The following is an 18,233-nucleotide window of genomic DNA, read 5'->3' as shown; positions in this document are numbered from 1 at the left end:
GAGCGTTACACCAGGTGCAACGCCGTCAGCAGCATGTCGATCGCCTTGATGCCCACGAACGGCACCAGCAGGCCGCCCAGGCCGTAGATCAGCAGGTTGCGCCGCAGCAACGCCGCCGCACTCGCAGCCTGCACGCGCACACCGCGCAGGGCCAGGGGAATCAGCACTACGATGATCAGCGCGTTGAACACAATCGCCGAAAGGATCGCGCTCTGCGGGCTCTGCAGGTGCATCACGTTGAGCACGCCCAACTGCGGGTAGATCGCGGCGAACAGCGCGGGCAGGATGGCGAAGTACTTGGCCACGTCGTTGGCGATGGAGAACGTCGTCAGCGCGCCTCGGGTCACCAGCAATTCCTTGCCGATCTGCACCACGTCCAGCAGCTTGGTGGGATCGCTGTCGAGGTCGACCATGTTGGCCGCTTCACGGGCGGCCTGGGTGCCATCGTTCATCGCCATGCCGACGTCTGCCTGGGCCAGCGCCGGAGCGTCGTTGGCGCCGTCGCCGCACATGGCAACCAGGCGCCCGTCATTTTGCTCGAGGCGGATGCGCGCGAGTTTTTTCTCCGGGGTGGCCTCGGCCAGCACGTCGTCCACGCCGGCTTCGGCGGCAATCGCGGCGGCCGTCAGCGGGTTGTCGCCGGTGACCATCACGGTGCGGATGCCCAGCTTGCGCAGCTCGGCGAAGCGCTCGCGGATACCGGGTTTGACCACGTCTTTGAGGTGGATCGCGCCGAGCAGTTTGCCGTCGGCACACACCAGCAACGGCGTGCCACCGCTCTGGGCGATCTTGTCGATTTCCCGCGAGAGCGCCGGTAACAGGTCACTGCGTTGCAAACCGATAAACGCCAGCAACGAATCCACCGCGCCTTTGCGAAATACGCGGCCCTGGTAGTCGACACCGGACAGGCGGGTTTCGGCACTGAACGGCACGGCGGTCAATTCATCCAGCGACGGTTCGGCCTGGGGGTGCAAGGCGCGCAGGTATTCGACGATGGATTTGCCCTCCGCCGTGTCATCCGCCAGGGACGCGAACAAGGCACCTTCGGCCACCTCGCGGCCACTGACGCCTGGCGCGGCGACCACCGCCGAGCACCGGCGGTTGCCGAACGTGATGGTGCCGGTCTTGTCCAGCAATAACACATGCACGTCCCCCGCCGCTTCCACGGCGCGGCCGGACTTGGCGATCACATTGAGGCGCACCAGACGGTCCATGCCGGCGATACCGATGGCCGACAACAAACCGCCAATGGTGGTAGGGATCAGCGTCACCAGCAGTGCGACGAGGAACACCAGGGGCAAGCTGCCATTGGCAAAGTGGGCAAACGGCTGCAGGGTGACCACGACCATCAGGAAGATCAGGGTCAGCCCGATCAGCAGGATGTCCAGTGCCACCTCGTTAGGGGTTTTCTGGCGCTTGGCGCCTTCCACGAGGGCGATCATGCGGTCGAGGGTGGATTCGCCGGGGTTGGCGGTGATGCGCACCAGCAGCCAGTCGGACACCAGCCGCGTATTGCCGGTGACGGCCGAACGGTCGCCGCCGGATTCGCGGATGACCGGGGCGGATTCGCCAGTGATCGCGGCTTCGTTGACTGCGGCGATCCCTTCGATGACTTCACCGTCGCCGGGGATCATTTCACCGACGACCACGCGCACCACGTCGCCCTTGCGCAGGCTGGCAGCGGGTACCATCTTGAAGGTGCCATCGGCCTCTTTGCGCCGTGCGCCAAGGCCTTCACTGCCGGCCTTGAGGCTGTCGGCGCGGGCCTTGCCACGCCCTTCGGCCAGCGCTTCGGCGAAGTTGGCGAACAGCACGGTGAACCACAGCCACAGCGCAATCTGCGCGGCGACAAAGGTAGGCACAGCGGTGTCGGGCACGAAGCACAGCACGGTGGTGAGGATGGCCGTCAATTCGACCACCAGCATCACCGGCGAGCGTTGCAGTTGCCGTGGGTCGAGCTTGACGAAGGCCTGGACCAGCGCCGGGCGCCACAGCGCGGAGATTGCGGTTTTGGCGGGTTCCTGGGGTTTGACCGGGGCCGCGTTGTTTGCAGGCATATTCATTTTCATATCCCTCAGAAGCCCATGCTCAGGTGTTCAGCGATAGGGCCCAATGCCAGCGTCGGCAGGAACGTCAGGCCGCCCACCAGCAAAATGGTCACGGTCAACAGGGTCACGAACAGCGGGCCGTGGGTGGGAAAGCTGTTCTGGCCAATCGGCGCGGTCTTCTTCATCGCCAGGCTGCCGGCCAGGGCCAGTACCGGGAGGATGTAGCCGAAGCGGCCGATCAACATGCCCAGGCTCAGCATCAGGTTATGGAATGGCGTGTTGCCACTGAAGCCGCCGAACGCCGAGCCATTGTTGGCACTGGCCGAGGTGTAGGCGTAGAGCAACTGGCTGAAACCATGGGGTCCGGGGTTGCTGATTGCACCGGCCGGGCCTGGCAGGCTGGCGGCGATGGCGCCCAGCACCAGTACGCCAACCGGCATCACCAGCAGGGTCACCACGAGCAGTTGCACTTCCTTGGCCTGGAGTTTCTTGCCCAGGTATTCAGGCGTGCGGCCGATCATCAGGCCGGCGAGGAAGACTGCGATCAGCACGTTGAGCAGCATGCCGTACATACCGGCGCCGACGCCGCCGAAGATCACTTCGCCGACCATCATGTTGACCAGCGCCACCATGCCGCTCAACGGATTGAGGCTGTCCTGCATACCGTTGACCGAACCGTTGGACGCCGCCGTAGTCGTCACCGACCAGAGCACGGTGCCGGTGGTGCCGAAGCGCGCTTCCTTGCCTTCCAGCGGTGCGGTCTGCTCCACGGCGGGGTTGTTCAAGGTGGGGTTGGGCTGGTATTCGGCCCACAGCGAGGTCGCGCCACCGATCAGGAACAGCGCGAGCATGCAGCCGAGGATCGCGCGGCTCTGGCGCAGGTCCTTGACGTAGTGGCCGAAGGTGAACACCAGCGCCACCGGAATCAGGATGATCGCCGCCAGCTCGAACAGATTGGCCCAGGCGGTCGGGTCCTCGAACGGGTGCGCCGAGTTGACGCCGAAGAAACCGCCGCCGTTGGTGCCCAGTTGCTTGATCGCAATCTGGCTGGCCGCAGGACCGAGCGGAATCACTTGATCCACGCCTTGCAGGGTCACGGCATCGACGTAGTGGGCGAAGGTTTGCGGCACGCCCTGCCACACCAGGAACAGCGCCAGCACCAGGCACAACGGCAGCAGGCCGTAGAGGGTGGCGCGGGTCATGTCGACCCAGAAGTTACCCAATGTCGCGGTGGATTTGCGACCGATCCCACGGCAAAGAGCGACGAGGACTGCCAGCCCCGTGGCCGCACTGACGAAGTTCTGCACGGTCAGGCCGGCCATCTGGCTGAGGTAGCTCAGGGACGCCTCACCGCTGTAGGACTGCCAGTTGGTGTTGGTCATGAAACTGACCGCCGTATTGAAGGCCAGCGTCCACTCCTGACCCGGCAGTTTCTGCGGATTGAGCGGCAGGTAGTCCTGAAACAGCAGGATCGCGAACAACAGCAGGAAACCCGCGAGGTTGAACGCGAGCAAGGCCAGCGTGTATTTCTGCCAGCTCTGTTCCTGTTGGTCATCCACGCCGGACAGGCGATAGCAGGCTCTTTCCACCGGCCCCAGCACAGGGCTCAGCCAGGTGCGCTGGCCTTCCATCACCTTGTAGTAAAAACGCCCGAGCAAGGGTGCCGGTACCAGCACCACGGCAAAGAAGGCAATGATCAGCCAATAGTCATAACTGTGCATGCCCAACTCCTAGTTCCGATCCGCGCGTAACAGCGCAACCAGCAGATAAATGAACAGCGCCACGGCCAATAGCAGTGACACCCCGTCCAGAACGCTCATGGAAGTCTCTCCGTTGTGCGGCGAGTGCCGCGTGTGGAGCAATTGTCCGCAGGAGTGGTGTAAAGGAACGAGAGCGAGGGCGTGGGCGGGGCGTAAAGACGGCGTAAAGAGTGGGTTTATGCGGGGTTTACACCGCGGGTTTGCATTGCTTGAACGGGCCTCATCGCGGGCAAGCCCGACTCCCACATTGGAATGCGGTTACCTGTGGGAGCCGGGCTTGCCCGCGATGGCGCCGGCCAAGGCACCACTGCACCTGCCTGGTGCAGTGGTGAGTATGTTCAAACACCAAACCGTCCCCGATACGACGGATGCGCCACTTTACGACCATGATTTTCATGCTGGCATGCCCGCTGCAACACCTTGAATCATTCCAAACCGTTCAAGGAGCGCAGCACAATGAACACACACCTCAAACCCACCTTGGGCACCCTGCATTTATGGGGTATTGCCGTCGGGCTGGTGATTTCCGGGGAGTACTTCGGCTGGAGCTATGGCTGGGGCGTGGCCGGCACCCTCGGGTTCCTGGTGACGTCATTGATGGTCGCCGCGATGTACACCTGCTTCATCTTCAGTTTCACCGAACTCACTACCGCGATTCCTCACGCTGGCGGCCCCTTTGCCTACAGCCGCCGCGCCTTTGGTGAAAAAGGTGGTTTGATCGCCGGCCTCGCGACCCTGATCGAATTCGTATTCGCGCCACCTGCCATCGCCCTGGCCATCGGCGCCTACCTGAACGTGCAGTTCCCGGCCCTGGACCCGAAACACGCGGCCGTCGGCGCTTACATCGTGTTCATGGGCCTGAACATCCTTGGCGTGAAACTCGCCGCCACCTTCGAACTGGTGGTGTGCGTACTCGCCGTCGCCGAGCTGCTGGTGTTCATGGGCGTGGTCGCCCCCGCGTTCAGCTTCAGCAACTTCGCCCTCAATGGCTGGGCGGGGTCCGATACGTTTGGCGCACCGGCGATTGCCGGGATGTTTGCGGCGATCCCCTTCGCCATCTGGTTCTTCCTCGCCATCGAGGGCGCAGCCATGGCAGCCGAGGAAGCGAAAGACCCAAAGCGCACCATTCCAAAGGCCTACATCAGTGGCATCCTCACTCTGGTGATTCTGGCCATGGGCGTGATGTTCTTCGCCGGCGGCGTGGGTGACTGGCGCACCCTGGCGAACATCAACGACCCGCTGCCCCAAGCCATGAAAACCGTAGTGGGCGACAACTCCGGCTGGCTGCACATGCTGGTGTGGATCGGCCTGTTCGGCCTGGTGGCAAGCTTCCACGGCATCATCCTCGGCTACTCGCGGCAGTTCTTCGCCCTGGCGCGCGCCGGTTACCTGCCCTCCTTCCTCGCCAAACTGTCGCGTTTTCAGACACCGCACCGCGCAATCATCGCCGGCGGCGTCGTCGGCATCGCGGCCATCTACAGTGACGGCCTGATCAACCTCGGCGGCATGACCCTGACCGCCGCGATGATCACCATGGCTGTGTTCGGCGCAATCGTCATGTACATCATGAGCATGCTCAGCCTGTTCAAACTGCGCAAGACCGAACCGCTGCTGGAGCGCACCTTCCGCGCGCCGGGCTATCCACTGGTGCCCGGCATCGCACTGGTGCTGGCCGTGGTATGCCTGGTCGCGATGGCCTGGTTCAACACGTTGATCGGGCTTATCTTCCTCGGCTTCATGGCCGTCGGCTTCGTGTACTTCCAATTGACCGCACAAGACCGCGCCGATGCGCCGGCGGACGCAATGCTGACCGGCCTATAAGACGTGGGAGGCAGAACGGGCCTACACTGAACTACTCAGAAAGCCCGTCACTCAAAGCAGTTATTACCGTGGGAAAATTCTCCCACGGCGATCTGCCTCAAGGAGAGCGTTATGCCGTGGTATGCGTGGTTGATTATGGTAGTAGCGATCGGGTCGATCGTCGGTGGCCTCATGATGCTGCGTGACAGCGCCAACAAGGTGGAACTCACCGACGAACAACGCAAGCGCGTGGCCCAGCGCAATGCGCAAGCGGATGCCAAGGAAGCGCAGGACCGCTGAACCGGGTTTACTCCCACTCCGCCCCGGCAATATGCAAACCGTGCTGACCTTTATAGGCAGCACGTTCCGGCTGGCTCCAGCCGCTCAGCAGCTCATCCTCCAGCCTGTAGATCTCGACGCCCAAAGGACGACACACCGTCAGCGGGTCCTGCGCCTGCGGCCCCCACATCGGCAACGACAAATCTCCACCCGGGCACGTCGATAGCGCGCACAACAGGTCAATCTCGGCGAAAAACTCAAGGTAGTCGCCCTTCTGCGCCGGGCAGGCTTTCATGAAATAGAGGTCATCGTGATTAAGCCCGGTGCACTGGAAAATATTCAGCACGTCGTGCACGTCGAATTCTGTCAGGCCGTGGGGCAATATTGCACGGGTCAGGTTCGAGTGGCAGTGATGATGGAAATCCTCGCCGGTCAGCATGCGGTTCACATAGGGATCGCAACGCGTGCCGAGCAGATCGTGCAGACGGCCGCCGTGTTCATCGATACCGTAGCCGGCCAGGCTGTCGTCGGTGATGGTGACCAGGGGCCTTAGAAAGGGCAGGTTTGACCATAGTCGGTCGTGAGTGCTGACATGGGCGCCCTGCAATTGACGGGTGCGTGCCGCCCACAGGCGCTCGCGCGGGTCGTGAGCATTCCAGACGTTGAAGTCGCCTACTTGCGGGCCTACCGGAGTGGTGACACGGAAGACGTGACCGGCGGGGACGTTCCATGCGCGTCCTGTGCGGATTGGGACTTCGAAGTGGTTGATCAGGGTGCGCAGGTCGGCACGATTGCGGATTCGTTCGTAGAAGGCGATGTCGACCTGCAGCGCGGAGCCTTTGCTGACCTGGTAAGCGGGTGGGTAGTTTTTGTACATGATGGACGCCTCGACTTGGGAATTTTCTGCATAAGAGATAATCACCATTCATGCCAGCGCTGTGCGCAGTATCAGGACTGAAGGGTTTTAAAGTGAGATCGGCAACCGCTTTTGTATGGGTATTTACCATACCCCGTGACATAATCGACCTTTTTCAAGCTATGGCTAGGGTTGCCAATCCAAAGCCACTTTGTGTCGAGTTACGCAGATGCACGGTGAACCAGAGAGCCCCCTTTCGATGAGAGACGCTGAAACCGAACGGACCTGACTCTTTGCAACTACACAGGTGGCGTGCTGCCTACGGTGGCCCTGTCGCGGCAGTAAAGGGGTCGACGTTAGTAACGGAAGTGACATGTATGGGTATGAAATTGAATTTATTTGCCTAACTATCATGGCTCGTCAGTGCGGGTAAACAGCATAAATTATGAGGCATGGAGGGTGAAATGGAATTGATCAGATGGCTGGATTTTGAGCGACTGGGCGATAACCGAGGGGAGCTGATTGCCATTGAAGTTGGCGTCGACAAGATCATCCCTTTTGAAATAAAGCGTGTTTATTACATCTATGCTACAGCCCCCGGCATCAGCAGGGGTTTTCATGCCCATCGAAATTTAAAGCAAATTGCGATCTGCGTATCCGGCACCTGCAAGATGGTGTTGGACAATGGAACTGTTCGCGAAGAAACCATTATGCACAGCGCTACACGCGGGCTGGTTATCGAGAGTATGGTATGGCGGGAAATGCATGACTTCAGCCCTGACTGCGTATTGCTGGTGCTGGCAAGTGAACATTATGAAGAATCCGACTATATAAGATCTTATGAGACTTTTCTTGAGGAGCAAGCATGTCTAAAAAGCTGATAATCGTTGGGGCGGGTGAGTTCGCCATGATTGCTTATGAGTACTTTACACATGACTCTGATTTTCAGGTCTGCGCTTTTTCCGTCGAGAAGGAATACCTCGAAAATACCACGCTGTACGATCTCCCCATTGTAGCGCTGGAATCAATCGAAACCACATATCCGCCCGCCGACTATGAAGTCTTCGTCGCGATACCGGCCTCACAACTCAATCGACTGAGAACCCGTCTCTATGAGATGGTCAAGTCCAAAGGTTATACGTGCGCCAGCTACATCAGTTCGCGTGCGTTCGTGTGGCACAATGCTGAAATCGGTGAAAACTGCTTTATCTTCGAGAATAATACAGTTCAACCTTTCGTATCGATTGGGAACAACGTGATTCTCTGGAGCGGCAATCATATAGGGCATCGTTCACGTATCAATGACAACTGCTTTCTCTCTTCACATGTCGTGGTGTCAGGCTATTGCGATATCGGCGAATCCTGTTTCCTCGGTGTCAATTCGACACTGAATGATCGCATCAGCATCCCCAAAGACTGCGTGATTGCCTCCGGCACCCTGGTTAATAAAAACCTGCCGGAGCCAGAGCGAATTTATTATGGCTCGCCCGCGCAGATGCTGCCGAAAAAAAGCAGTCTTAAAGTTAAATTGTAGGGTATTGACATGCTTTGGAAAAAGATAGGCCAGATCTTCGATGCTCGAACCCAGCTTCCTGATTGGGCAGAGAACTCAGCGCTTACACCAACACCTTTTTTATTGAACCCGGACGTCATCAGAATTTATGCCGGGTTTCGAGACAAGGCCGGCGTCAGCCGCATAGGTTATGTAGATGTGTCATCACATGACCCACGCAAGGTGCTGGGTGTTAGCAAAGAGCCAGTATTGACTGAGGGTGGCCCCGGATGTTTCGACGATAACGGCGTCATCATGGGCGATGTGGTGCGCGATGGCGACACCATCAGAATGTACTACGTTGGTTTCCAGATCGTCAAAAAAGCGAAGTTCCTTGCCTTCACTGGCCTGGCGACCAGCCAGGACGGACTTCGGTTCGACCGGGTTTCTGAAGCGCCTGTACTTGATCGCGTACACCAAGGTCGTACGATCCGCGCAATACATACTGCGATCTACGACGAAGAGCGTTGGAAGGTTTGGTATGCATTGGGAGATGGCTGGTGTGATATAAACGGCGTTCAATACCCTCGTTATAACATCTGGTACACAGAGTCGCCTGACGGTATCTCCTTTCCAGGGCCCCATCATCTTTGCATCGACAATGAAGGTGATGAATATAGAATAGGCAGGCCCTCCGTTTACAAGATAAACGGTCGCTATATGATGTTCTATACAAAAGGCGGAATTACCGGCAAGGATTATTTCCCAGGCGTTGCCTACTCCGAAGACGGCATCAACTGGACGCGCAAGGATGACGAATTAGGCATGTCACTTTCAGAGCACGCAGGATTTGACGACCAGCACCTGTGCTATCCGCGCCTGTGTGTCACGGCGGATAAAGTCTATGCTTTTTACAATGGCAACAATATGGGCGTTGAAGGTATTGGCCTGATGGAGTTGGTTCAATGGTGATTTGCGAGCTTTATCAGCAAGACGCCGAGAGCCAATGGAATGAGTTCGTCAGAACCAGCAAGACACCGCTGTTTATCTTCGAACGCCCCTTCATGGATTACCACGCCGATCGCTTTAATGACTTCTCTCTGCTGTTCAAAGAAGAAGATCAACTCCTTGCCGTGTTGCCCGCCAACATTGTGGACAATGTTGTGTATTCACATGGAGGTTTGACGTTCGGCGGCTTGATACTTTCGCACAAGGTCAAAGCAGAGAAGGTTCTTGAGATACTGCAGACGCTCAAAGTCTTCCTGAAAGAAAAGACTGTCAGCCGCCTTGAATACAAGTCAATTCCTTACATATTCGCCACTCACCCGGCTCAAGAAGACTTGTATGCGCTGAATATCGTTGGCGCCACCTTATTCCGGCGAGATATATCCAGCGTCATTGATATGGAGCGAGAGCCCAAGTTTTCAAAAGGCCGAAAATGGTTGATTGCAAGAGCGAAGAAGAACGGTCTGTGCGTAGAGGAGTCCACGGACTGGTCGGCCTATCACGCACTGCTTTCCAGCGTGCTATCGAAGCACAGTGCCACACCTACTCACTCGATCGATGAAATGGCTCTGCTCCACGAGCGCTTTCCTGAAAACATCCGTCTGAGGGTCGTGCGCAAGGATGGAGAGTTGATATGTGGTGTGCTGCTATTTGCTTATGAGCAGGTCTTGCATACTCAATACATCGCGGCAAACGAAGTCGGCAGGGAATCGGGGGCACTCGATCTGACCCTGGCAAGCTGCATTGATGAAGCCAAGCGCTCGGACAAAGCGTATTTCAGCTTCGGCATCTCGACTGAGCGTGGCGGGCTTTACTTGAACACCGGGCTGATCGCACAAAAAGAGAGCTTCAGCGCCCGGGCTATCGTGCATGATTTTTACAGGCTGGAATTGAATGATTAAGTTTTTGGATTTGAAGCAAGTCAACGATCAATACCAGGCAGAAATTCTGGCCGCCGCCGAGCGCGTGATAAAGTCCGGCTGGTATATCAAGGGCGAAGAACTCGAACAGTTTGAACAGGCATTTGCAGCGTACTGTGGTACCCAGTACTGCATCGGTGTGGGCAATGGCCTGGACGCGCTCACCCTTTCCCTGCGCGCCTGGAAAGAGCAAGGCCGGGTTAACGATGGCGATGAAGTCATCGTCCCAGCCAATACCTACATTGCTAGCATTCTGGCCATCATTGAAAGTGGGTTGACACCCGTTCTAGTGGAGCCATGCCTCGACACATACAATATCGATCACCGACAAATTCAAAACAGGATCAGTGAAAAAACCAAGGTCTTGTTACCTGTCCATCTTTACGGTCAATTGGCCGAAATGGACAAAATCAATGACATCGCCAAGGCTCATAGTCTGCTGGTTCTGGAAGATGCCGCGCAGGCACACGGCGCAGAGGCTTTCGGAAGGAAGGCAGGAGCCTTCGGAGATGCTGCAGGCTTCAGTTTCTACCCCGGGAAAAACCTGGGTGCGCTGGGCGACGGCGGCGGGATCACTACCAATGATGCTGAGTTTGCCGACATTGTTCGATCCTTGGGCAACTACGGCAGCGAGGCGAAATATCAACATCGTTATGCGGGGATCAATAGCCGACTGGACGAACTGCAGGCGGCGATACTCTCTGTCAAGCTCAAGCACCTCGATAACGAAAACGCCCGCCGGCGAGCGATTGCAGCGAACTACGTTGCTAACATCGATAATCGATTGATCACGCTGCCGAACCTGGCTGATGGCAAAAGCCAGGCCTGGCACTTGTTCGTCATCCGATGTGACGACCGCAACGGGTTCATGTCCCATCTTTCCGATAACGGTGTGCAAGCACAAATCCATTACCCCACCGCTCCGCACAAACAAGTGGCGTTGCGCGGTATGACGACTGAAAGCTTCCCGATCACCGAGAACATCCACGACACAGTGGTGAGTCTGCCGTTGAATCCCACAATCAGTGATGATGAAGTTTCGCACGTCATCGAAGTGTGCAACGCCTACGTATCGTCATGAAGCTGATAAAAACAAGCCTGTTGAGCGGTATAGCGTCGCTGGTAAAAATATTTACGCTGCTCGGCATAAATAAGGTGCTCGCGATCTATACCGGTCCTTCGGGCTACGCGCTCATAGGCCAGCTTCAAAATGCGGTACAGATTTTCTCGACATTCGCGAGTGGCGCGGTCAGCACCGGCGTTACCAAATACACCGCGGAGTATGGAGAGGATGCTTTAAAGCAGGAGAAGGTCTGGCGCACGGCTTTCAGCATCGCGTTATCGGGCAGTCTCATCAGTGCGATATTTATTATTGTGTTTGATAAAGAGCTCGCAGAGTTTTTTCTCGGGGACAGGGCCTACAGCAACCTTTTCATTGTGTTCGCCATCGGGCTGTTGCCGATGGTAGTGAACACGTTGCTCCTGGCCATACTCAACGGCAAGAAGGAGATCAAGGGCTATGTGATCGCAAATATTCTGGGCAGCCTGTTTTCGTTGCTCTTTACTGCGGTCCTGGCTTATTGCTTCGACTTTCTTGGGGCACTCATTGCTCTGGTGTCTTATCAGTCAATCGCCTGTTTGTTCACATTGGGCGTTTGCTTGAAAACCAGTTGGTTCAGGCTCGGTATATTTGCCTTCGAGTTTGATCGCAGTGCGCTGAGGAAACTCACCGGATTTACATTTATGGCGCTGTGCTCTGCCATATGCGTTCCGCTGAGCTCCCTGTTTATCAGGACCTATCTGAATGACTCCTTGAGCGCCGAAGCCGCTGGCTATTGGGAGGCGATGACTCGGCTAAGCGGTGCATACATGATGGTGGTCACAATGACACTGAGCGTGTATTACCTGCCCAAGCTGTCGGAACTGACTTCGGCCAGCCAGATCAAACACGAAGTGATGTCCGGCTATAAAATAATTCTGCCTGCGGCCGCGCTGCTGTCGCTGGGCGTTTTTGTTTTTCGCGACCTTATTATCTGGATATTGTTTACCAAGGAATTCGCACCCATGCGCCCGTTGTTTACGTGGCAACTGGTTGGCGACACCATGAAAATAGGCAGCTGGATTTTATCCTACTTGATGGTTAGCCGGGCGATGATCAAAGAGTTCATCATCTCTGAAATCATTTTCTCCATAACACTATGCCTACTGGTCGTGGCATTCTCCAACGCCTACGGTCTGATCGGGGCGACAATGGGCTACTGCGTAAACTACATGGCCTACTGGGTATTTTTGTATTTCTTCGTATGGCGGAAAATTAATTGAGCCTTAAGTCAAGCGTGATGCTGCCCTTATCTGAACAACCACTCGTCAGCGTTGTGGTCATCGTTTACAACCAATCGAACTATATCAAAGAGTGCATTCAATCAATCTTATCGCAAGATTACACAAATATTGAAATTATCATCAGTGATGACGCTTCCAAAGATGGTACCGACGCGCTTCTCCAGGAGATGCATGCCGCCAACCCTGAAAAAATAATACTTAACCTTGCTTCCGCTAACCAGGGGATAACAGGTAATTGCAATGCGGGCTTGCGTCTTGCAAAAGGCAAATATGTCGCCATGTTTGCGGGCGATGATTTGATGCTGCCTGGACGAATTAGTCAACAGGTCGAGTTCCTGGAGCAACATCCTGAGTTCTCCATCTGCGGGTCCTATGTGCAGGTTATTGACGGACAGGGACGTGCGGTAAAAATACAGAAAGACAAATTCAATAAACACAACCCTGTTTACAGGCTCGATGAGTTGATCGCCTCCAATAACTCCCTGGTGCCCGTGCCGGGCTTTATGGTGAGGGCTGATCGAATTCCAGCCTCTGGCTACGACTATCGCTTGCCTAAAGCATCAGACAGCCTGTTCTACTACCATATCGCCAGCAAAGGCGATATCTACATATTAAAAACACCGCTGACGCAATACCGCGTGCATCAGAGCCATGCGTCAAATATGGGCTACCTGGATGACAGCCTGGTTTCACTGGCACTGTGCGAGTTTTATTTCCCCGAACTGTACAGTGCTATAAAAAAAGGCAAAAGCAACCTGTACTATTCATACGCCCGGCACCTGCACAAGGTAAAGAAGGATTATAGCGGCGCATTGAAATATATTACTCGATCGCTTCTGGGCGACTTGAGCTTCAAAAAATTGCTGGCATTGGCGCTGATTATATGTCGGGTTGATCGATGATTGAAATTTCAGAAACGCGTCTCACGCTGCAAAAAAAAACCTATCTCTGGGCGATGGCAACCTGGATCGTCATTGCATTGAACCCTTTCTATATCTGGGGGTATACACCTCAATTTCAGGCCCTGATCGCAGGTGTGTGCCTGGTGCTTTTTTTCCTCAAGAAAGATATTGCGCTACGCGAATACTTTTCTGGCCTGCTTTTCTCCGTAATGGTTTTCCTGTTTTACTATTTTTACGGCGCCAGTATTCTAGGCTGCTTATATTTCATGGCCGGCTATTTTGTTTTTTATTGCATACCCTCAAACGAAATCTTGAATATTTTTCGTAAATCAAAACGGCTGATCGCCATTCTTCTGCTTCCCGGTATATGCATCTGGTTTTTGCATCATCTGACCGGTGACAATAAATTATTCTTACTGGGCCCTCTGCCTGAGTACAAAATTCCCGATCAACTCAAAGCCCAAAATGGCGTAGGCTATTTTGTTTACCCTATGACCGTGGTTTTGGACTATATGCTGGACAATCCATTTTATCGGTTTTTTGGTTTTTTCGATGAGCCTGGTGCGCTGGGTACCTTCGCTGCCCTGCTGCTGGCGGCAGACAGGTTCAACCTGAGGTCACGCAGCAACTTCATCATATTCATTTCCGGAATTCTAAGTTTGTCCATGGCGTTTTTCATATTAAGCCTGGCTTACTTCGCCATCGAAGCGGTGCGCGGTAACAAACGTAACATAGTGCTATTAAGCGTTATGGTGGCACTCGTCATTCTGTCTGCACAAAATGATTATTTGAAGACCGTGATGTATGACCGCTTCGCCTATAAGTCGGAGGGGCTCGCAGGAGACAATCGCAATACCGATGGCTTCAACAAGCTATTTTCTGAGTGGGAATCGTCCGATGCGCGCTCACTCATGTTTGGCAGCGAGAAGGAAGACGACAGCGGCTCCGCCAGCTTCAAAAAAATCATCTTTCACTCGGGCATTCTAGGCACAGCATTCTTCGTACTGACGCTGTTGGGCTTTGCGCTGAGGCATAGAGTGCTCTTGAACTTCAATGGCATGGCTTTTTCGCTGCTATTGATATTGTCGATTGTTCAGAGACCCCTGGTTATCGCACCTGCGTTCCTGCTTCTGATTGCGGCTGCGGGCTGTAGGGAAATTTCACTTAAGAAAGCTCCACTATAGTCGGGAACAGGCCGGTCGATGACCGGCCTGTTTGATTGGGTTATTTGATCTCCAATCTGTCGCGGTTTTTCTCCATTAGCGCTTTGCCTATTCCCTTCACCTCAAGCAGTTCATCTACAGCTGTGAAAGGCCCATTGCTTTCTCGATAAGCCACAATCGCTTTGGCTTTGGCTGCACCAATACCAAACAGGTTGAGTCGCAACGTTTGCGCGTCGGCAGTGTTGAGATTGACCTTGGCATTTTGCGCAGCGATTTCTACCTGAGCAGCGACCGGGATTGGTGAAGCAACGTAGAGGGAGGGTGCAGGAGCAGCTGTTGCTGCAAGTGAGAAATTTGTAAGCAGGGTAAAGACGAGAGCGGAAATGTAGGCGTTTTGCATTGGTGACACTCCATGACATCTAAAAAGAGAAAGCAGCTTTCCGAAGCTGCTTTTTCAAATTAGAAGATCTTTGGAGAACGTCAAAAATGGCTGAGTAACAAGGTGTTTTCTCAGGGTTCCAAGCGGCGTTGCTGATAGATCCAATCGACAATTTCGCCGTCCGGGGAATAGCCGCTCACGGTGTCCCTCAGGAGCTGACGCACGCGCGTGTAATCGTGCTGTTCTACGGCGGCAAGCAGTTGCGTCAGCATGTCCTTGAGCAGATCCCAGGAGAGGTGATCTTCGTTGGCACTCATGATCATCGGGTGCTGGGTGGCAACGACGTTGTCACCAATCAGTAACTCCTCGTAAAGCTTTTCACCAGGACGCAATCCCGTGAATTCAATCGCGATGTCACCGAGGGGATTTTTTTCGGACCGAACGCTAAGACCGGAGAGATGAATCATCTTTTCCGCCAGTTCGGTAATCTTTACCGGCTCCCCCATGTCAAGTACGAACACATCTCCGCCAAGCCCCATGGAGCCAGCCTGGATCACCAGTTGGGCGGCCTCGGGAATAGTCATGAAATAGCGCGTGATCTTCGGGTGAGTGACCGTCAGCGGCCCGCCGGATTTGATCTGCTTGTGGAACAACGGAATCACCGATCCCGACGACCCTAGAACATTACCAAAGCGAACCATGGTGAACCGGGTCTTGTTGACGCGCGATACATTGGCACTGTCACCAAACAACACCGGCGCCAGTTCACGACTGAGGGCCTGCAGTGTCAGTTCGGCGAGGCGTTTGGTGCTGCCCATCACGTTAGTTGGGCGAACCGCCTTATCGGTTGAAATCAGTACGAAGTTCAACACGCCGGCCTGCAGAGCAGCCTGGGCAGTGTTCAAGGTACCGATCACATTATTAAGCACACCTTCGGCAATATTGTGCTCGACCATCGGTACGTGCTTGTAGGCGGCTGCGTGGTAAACCGTGTCCACGCTCCAGGTTTTCATGATGTCGAGCAACTTCGCCTCATTGCGTATTGACCCGAGTATGGGCAATACACGAACCGGCAACGATTCACGAACGATCCGTTGTTCGAGCTCCGACAAAATGCTGTAGAGGTTGAACTCACTATGCTCGAACAACAACAAGGTGGTGGGCTGCAGTGACAGGATCTGTCGGCAGAGTTCGGAACCGATCGAACCACCCGCCCCTGTGACCAGCACGGACTGCCCCTTGATGCAGTGTTCCAGAAGCTCCTCCTGGGCCGGCACGGCGTCGCGCCCCAGCAGGTCGGCAATATCCACTTCCTGAATGTCGTCTACCTTTACACGGCCGCTTGCAAGGTCCATGAAGCCGGGGACGCTGCGTACATGCAGTGGGAAACCTTCAAGGAAGCCGAGAATTTCGCGGCGCCTGCCACGATTGGAAGACGGAATTGCCAGCAGGATTTCCTGCGCGCCCGTCGCGTCGATCATGCGTTGAATGTGCCGGGGTTTATACACTTGCAGCCCGGAGATGACACGATCAGAGATGCTGTCATCGTCGTCGATAAAAGCGACAGGACGCATGACTCGGCCCATGCGCAACGCAGCCACCAATTGGTTGCCCGCCGCGCCTGCACCGTAGATCGCGACCCGCGGCAAGCCGTCGTCACGGCTGGTGAACGGCACGTGCTGAGCCGCAGCGAACCAGTCGCCCAGAAAGTACTGCCGCATGGCCAGACGCAATCCGCCAACCATGATCAAGCTAAGCCACCAATAATTGAAGATGATGGAACGTGGCACCACGTTCTGGTGATTGCTGTACCAGTAAACCACTACACCTAGAATCAAAGATGAAAGACTGACGGCCTTGATGATCGCAATCAGGGCGTCGTTGCCAAAGTACCGCATGACAGCACGGTACATGCCAAAACGCACGAACAGTGGAATAGCGACAACCGGAGCGCAGAGGAACAACCATTGGTGAAGGGCCACCGGGTTGATCATGTCATCCACCCCTAGGCGCACGACAAACGCCATCCACAGGGCGAGCCAGACCAGGAGGATATCTGTGATGACCTGCAGGATGCGTTTGCGCCTGCGAGGAAGCGCCAGCAGGTAAGATCGAATTTTACTCATAACCCTTTAAACACCTCTAACGCTCCTGACCTGCTCTGCATGACCGGCATTGAACACTTGAATGGCCTTATTGTTCTGTACGCGAATTACGCCGAAGGTGAGACGGTTTTTTCCAACTCACCCGCACGGTATTTGATAGCCAGCAGCACCAGCGGTATATAGGCGATAAGCAAACCCGCCAAACCATTGAGACCCAATAAAGCCACAGAAAGTGCGATAGGTATCAACCATAATAAATTAATCGCGAGCACCGCCAGGGTGACAGGCAAATGTCGGCCAACCTGACGTGAGGCGAATTGATAGGCATGACTGCGATGAGCTTCATAAACCTTGTCGCCGCGCAGCAGGCGCCTGATAAGCGTGAAGGTGGCGTCTACAACGAATACGCCAAGCAGTATCAACCACACCCATAAAAATGCCATATCCTGCCACGCTGCCTGCAGCGAAAATATGCCCAGGATGATGCCGAGAAAGCCACTGCCGGCATCGCCCATGAAAATACGCGCCGGCGGAAAGTTCCAGTAAAGAAAGCCCAGGACTGCCATGCTCAACAATAATGGAGCCCAGATGAGCGCCTGATTCCCCGTCGCCGCATAGATCAGGCAGGCGCCCAGGCAGACGCACAACGCTTCGATACTGGCGAGCCCATCAATGCCGTCCATGAAGTTGTAGAGGTTGAGCAACCACACCAGGTAAAACGCAGCGAGTATGTGACCCAACCACCCGAGGTCAACGACCATGCCAGGCAAGCTGATGGGAGGGAGTCCGCCCAGCCAGAAAAGTGCCCAGATGGACGCACCAAAATGGCCAAGTAGACGCCATCTTGCTGCGACATGCCCGTGATCATCGAGAAACCCAAGGATCGCAATGGCAGCGCCCGCCCCCATCAAAGCCCATGTAACCGAGCGTGAAATCTCGTCTCCCAGATACAGGATCGGCAGTGCGATCAGGAAGCTCAACACGATCGCCACACCGCCCCCGCGGGGGGTGGGAATGGAGTGGGAGCTACGGGCATTGGGTATATCGATCATGCTGTTTGCCAACGCATAGCGTCGCAGGATCCAGGTAAGCAGAAGTGCAAGGGCCGCCACAACGGGCGCAAGCCACAATAAGTGAATCATCCACAGCTCCAATTGGCGGTCCGGGGAACGGACCCTCCT

At 55.4% G+C, this 18,233-nt stretch carries 17 protein-coding genes; 10 read left to right on the top strand and 7 right to left on the bottom strand.

Translation table 11 applies throughout. From position 1 onward, the window contains the following. Window positions 1-5: 5 nt before the first annotated feature. Genes kdpB through kdpF form a run of 3 tightly spaced genes read right to left on the bottom strand, consistent with a single transcriptional unit; the run spans window position 6 to window position 3,868 of the window. Window positions 6-2,063 (bottom strand): potassium-transporting ATPase subunit KdpB, encoded by a 2,058-nt coding sequence (gene kdpB, locus RHM60_RS24260; RefSeq protein WP_209980427.1) that lies wholly within the window; start codon window positions 2,061-2,063, stop codon window positions 6-8. An 11-nt stretch (window positions 2,064-2,074) separates the two neighbouring features. Continuing rightward, a complete protein-coding gene (kdpA, locus tag RHM60_RS24255) occupies window positions 2,075-3,769 on the bottom strand; it encodes a potassium-transporting ATPase subunit KdpA (RefSeq protein WP_322213037.1) in 1,695 nt (564 codons plus the stop codon). Window positions 3,770-3,778: 9 nt separating this feature from the next. Further along, window positions 3,779-3,868 carry a K(+)-transporting ATPase subunit F gene (gene kdpF, locus RHM60_RS24250; RefSeq protein WP_003218754.1) on the bottom strand — a complete coding sequence of 30 codons (90 nt, stop codon included), beginning with the start codon at window positions 3,866-3,868 and terminating at the stop codon, window positions 3,779-3,781. A 396-nt stretch (window positions 3,869-4,264) separates the two neighbouring features. Between kdpF and eat the strand changes: the two genes are divergently transcribed. Together eat and RHM60_RS24240 are read left to right on the top strand one after the other, a co-directional pair. Then, window positions 4,265-5,629, top strand: a complete 1,365-nt coding sequence (gene eat, locus RHM60_RS24245) for an ethanolamine permease (protein ID WP_322213036.1) — start codon at window positions 4,265-4,267, stop codon at window positions 5,627-5,629. Window positions 5,630-5,740: 111 nt separating this feature from the next. Then, window positions 5,741-5,908, top strand: coding sequence for a DUF2897 family protein (locus RHM60_RS24240; RefSeq protein ID WP_322213034.1), 168 nt, complete (start codon window positions 5,741-5,743; stop codon window positions 5,906-5,908). Window positions 5,909-5,915: 7 nt separating this feature from the next. Here the strand turns inward: RHM60_RS24240 and RHM60_RS24235 are convergent, their stop codons facing one another. Next, window positions 5,916-6,764: an urea carboxylase-associated family protein gene (locus RHM60_RS24235; RefSeq protein WP_209980421.1), complete on the bottom strand. Its 849-nt coding sequence runs from the start codon at window positions 6,762-6,764 to the stop codon at window positions 5,916-5,918. A gap of 443 nt (window positions 6,765-7,207) precedes the next feature. Between RHM60_RS24235 and RHM60_RS24230 the strand changes: the two genes are divergently transcribed. The 8 genes from RHM60_RS24230 to RHM60_RS24195 are packed head-to-tail and all read left to right on the top strand — an operon-like array spanning window position 7,208 to window position 14,589. Next, window positions 7,208-7,624 (top strand): sugar 3,4-ketoisomerase, encoded by a 417-nt coding sequence (locus tag RHM60_RS24230; RefSeq protein ID WP_209980418.1) that lies wholly within the window; start codon window positions 7,208-7,210, stop codon window positions 7,622-7,624. Beyond that, window positions 7,609-8,277, top strand: coding sequence for an acetyltransferase (locus tag RHM60_RS24225; protein ID WP_231423126.1), 669 nt, complete (start codon window positions 7,609-7,611; stop codon window positions 8,275-8,277). The genes RHM60_RS24230 and RHM60_RS24225 overlap by 16 nt, the downstream gene beginning before the upstream one ends. Before the next feature lie 9 nt (window positions 8,278-8,286). Continuing rightward, window positions 8,287-9,207, top strand: coding sequence for a hypothetical protein (locus tag RHM60_RS24220; RefSeq protein WP_322213031.1), 921 nt, complete (start codon window positions 8,287-8,289; stop codon window positions 9,205-9,207). Continuing rightward, complete coding sequence (locus RHM60_RS24215) at window positions 9,201-10,142, top strand: GNAT family N-acetyltransferase (RefSeq protein ID WP_209980412.1); 942 nt, start codon at window positions 9,201-9,203, stop codon at window positions 10,140-10,142. Before RHM60_RS24220 ends, RHM60_RS24215 begins: the two co-directional genes overlap by 7 nt. Beyond that, complete coding sequence (locus tag RHM60_RS24210; RefSeq protein ID WP_209980411.1) at window positions 10,135-11,241, top strand: DegT/DnrJ/EryC1/StrS family aminotransferase; 1,107 nt, start codon at window positions 10,135-10,137, stop codon at window positions 11,239-11,241. Before RHM60_RS24215 ends, RHM60_RS24210 begins: the two co-directional genes overlap by 8 nt. Then, the gene (locus RHM60_RS24205) at window positions 11,238-12,482 is read left to right on the top strand and encodes an O-antigen translocase (RefSeq protein WP_209980409.1); all 1,245 of its coding nucleotides are present in this window, start codon (window positions 11,238-11,240) and stop codon (window positions 12,480-12,482) included. Before RHM60_RS24210 ends, RHM60_RS24205 begins: the two co-directional genes overlap by 4 nt. Further along, the gene (locus RHM60_RS24200; RefSeq protein WP_209980407.1) at window positions 12,479-13,405 is read left to right on the top strand and encodes a glycosyltransferase family 2 protein; all 927 of its coding nucleotides are present in this window, start codon (window positions 12,479-12,481) and stop codon (window positions 13,403-13,405) included. Before RHM60_RS24205 ends, RHM60_RS24200 begins: the two co-directional genes overlap by 4 nt. Beyond that, the gene (locus RHM60_RS24195; protein ID WP_322213027.1) at window positions 13,402-14,589 is read left to right on the top strand and encodes a hypothetical protein; all 1,188 of its coding nucleotides are present in this window, start codon (window positions 13,402-13,404) and stop codon (window positions 14,587-14,589) included. Before RHM60_RS24200 ends, RHM60_RS24195 begins: the two co-directional genes overlap by 4 nt. A gap of 40 nt (window positions 14,590-14,629) precedes the next feature. Here RHM60_RS24195 and RHM60_RS24190 read toward each other — a convergent pair whose 3' ends face one another. The 3 genes from RHM60_RS24190 to RHM60_RS24180 all read right to left on the bottom strand — a co-directional run bounded on the left by RHM60_RS24190 (window position 14,630) and on the right by RHM60_RS24180 (window position 18,194). Then, on the bottom strand, window positions 14,630-14,968 hold the full coding sequence (locus RHM60_RS24190) for a ComEA family DNA-binding protein (protein ID WP_322213026.1): 339 nt from the start codon (window positions 14,966-14,968) through the stop codon (window positions 14,630-14,632). Between the two features lie 110 nt (window positions 14,969-15,078). Next, window positions 15,079-17,073, bottom strand: coding sequence for a polysaccharide biosynthesis protein (locus RHM60_RS24185; RefSeq protein ID WP_209980401.1), 1,995 nt, complete (start codon window positions 17,071-17,073; stop codon window positions 15,079-15,081). 86 nt (window positions 17,074-17,159) lie between these two features. Next, complete coding sequence (locus RHM60_RS24180; protein ID WP_209980398.1) at window positions 17,160-18,194, bottom strand: MraY family glycosyltransferase; 1,035 nt, start codon at window positions 18,192-18,194, stop codon at window positions 17,160-17,162. Window positions 18,195-18,233 lie beyond the last annotated feature (39 nt).

Origin of the sequence: Pseudomonas sp. MH9.3, assembly GCF_034354675.1 — a bacterium.
Taxonomy (GTDB): domain Bacteria; phylum Pseudomonadota; class Gammaproteobacteria; order Pseudomonadales; family Pseudomonadaceae; genus Aquipseudomonas.
This window is presented reverse-complemented; position numbering and strand designations above follow the sequence as displayed.